Genomic DNA, 1,483 nt, shown 5'->3' with positions numbered 1-1,483 from the left:
GTTCCTGCCGCGCCTGCGCGCCCGCCAGCCCTCGCTGGACGACTTCAACCTGCTGGGCAACCTGCTGGGCGTGCTGCTGGCACAAGGCAATGTGGCACGCGCCCGCGAGGTCGTCGCCGAATGCCAACAGCGCATGCGCCACTTCGCCGAGGACAGCTGCATGTGGTGCACGCTGGACGCATTTGCACTGCTGCACGCGCTGGACGGCCGGACCCGCATCGCCGCCCAACTGGCCGGCGCCGCTGACCGGGCGTACCACGACCACGGCCAAGACAAACGCCAGCCCAACGAGGCCGCGGACCGCGCCCGGCTGGACCGCGTGCTCGCCACCCAGGCAGGCGAGACTCAGCTTTCAGCCTGGCGCGCCGAAGGCTGGGCCATGGCGACGGGCGACGCGCTGCAGCTGGCGTTCACGGGCGCCGATTGAGGGGCGCCAAGCTCGGGGACGATTGAGCCCTCAGCCGATGCAGGTCCGGTTCTTCCCGGTGCGCTTGGCTTCGTACAAGGCTTCGTCGGCGCGCTCCAGCGTCTCTTCCAGCGTGTCGGCACCGCGGTAGATCGTCACACCGGCCGAGAAGGTCACGAAGACTTCCTTGCCTTCGTGCATGAACAGGCTGGCGCTGAGCAGGCGCTGCAGGCGGGTCAGCACCTGCTGGGCTTCGTCCACCGGCGTGGCCGGCAGCAGCACGACGAACTCTTCGCCGCCGAAGCGGGCCACCACGTCGCCCGGGCGCAGCGAATCGCGCACCCGCTGTGCCAGTGCCACCAGGGCCTGGTCGCCGGCGGCGTGGCCGAGCTGGTCGTTCAGGCGCTTGAAGTTGTCGATGTCCAGCAGGCCGACGGAGAGTGGCTTGTCTTCGCGCTGCAAGCGGGCCTGTTCGACGCTGAACAGCTGGGCCAGGCCGCGGCGGTTGGCGACCTGGGTCAGCGCGTCGGTCGAGGCTTCGTCGGACATGCGGCGCAGCTCGCCTTCCAGCGTGCGCACCTGGGCTTCGAGTTCGCTGGCGCGGCTGTGGCCGTCCTGCAGGCGTTCGCGAGTGGCATGCACCAGCGCATGCACGCTGCGGCTCTCGGAGACCATTTCGTGCACGACGCCGGCCAGGCTTTCGAGGGAGTCTGCCTGGTCGATGGTGTCGGCGTAGCGCTGCATGCTGTCGCTGAAGCGGCCGGTGTGCTGGTCGAGTTCGCCCAGCTCGCTGAGCATCTGGTGGATCAGGGACTTCAGCGCATCGCGGGCCTGGTCACGGTCGCCACGCAAGGCCCCCTGGCGCTGGCGGGTGCTGGCCAGCAGTTCGCTCGCGGCATGCACCGCGCGTGAGCTGGGGCTTTCGCCCAGGCGCTCGCGCAGGCTTTCGAGCTGTCCCTGGACCCAGGAATCGTCCTCGGCCAGCTCGGCCAGGCTGCCGGCGAGTTCGCGGCTGAGCTGGTAGGTCTCATTCAGCAAATGGTGACGGTGCGACAGCAGCCTGCGCGCCCGCTCGCA

Annotated in this window: 2 protein-coding genes; one reads left to right on the top strand and one right to left on the bottom strand. The window is 69.6% G+C overall.

Annotated elements, in window-relative coordinates; all coding sequences use genetic code 11:
- Positions 1-427: hypothetical protein (locus tag FKP22_RS33115; protein WP_170201178.1), on the top strand; the 427-nt coding region annotated here is incomplete at its 5' end.
- A gap of 30 nt (positions 428-457) precedes the next feature.
- Here FKP22_RS33115 and FKP22_RS30175 read toward each other — a convergent pair.
- The coding region (locus tag FKP22_RS30175) for a GGDEF domain-containing protein (RefSeq protein ID WP_141291896.1) at positions 458-1,483 on the bottom strand (1,026 nt) is incomplete at its 5' end.

Origin of the sequence: Ideonella azotifigens (assembly GCF_006519715.1) — a bacterium.
In the GTDB taxonomy this organism is placed as follows: Bacteria; Pseudomonadota; Gammaproteobacteria; order Burkholderiales; family Burkholderiaceae_C; genus Ideonella; species Ideonella azotifigens.
The sequence above is the reverse complement of the archived record's forward strand: the minus strand, read 5'-3'. Positions and strand labels throughout refer to the sequence as shown.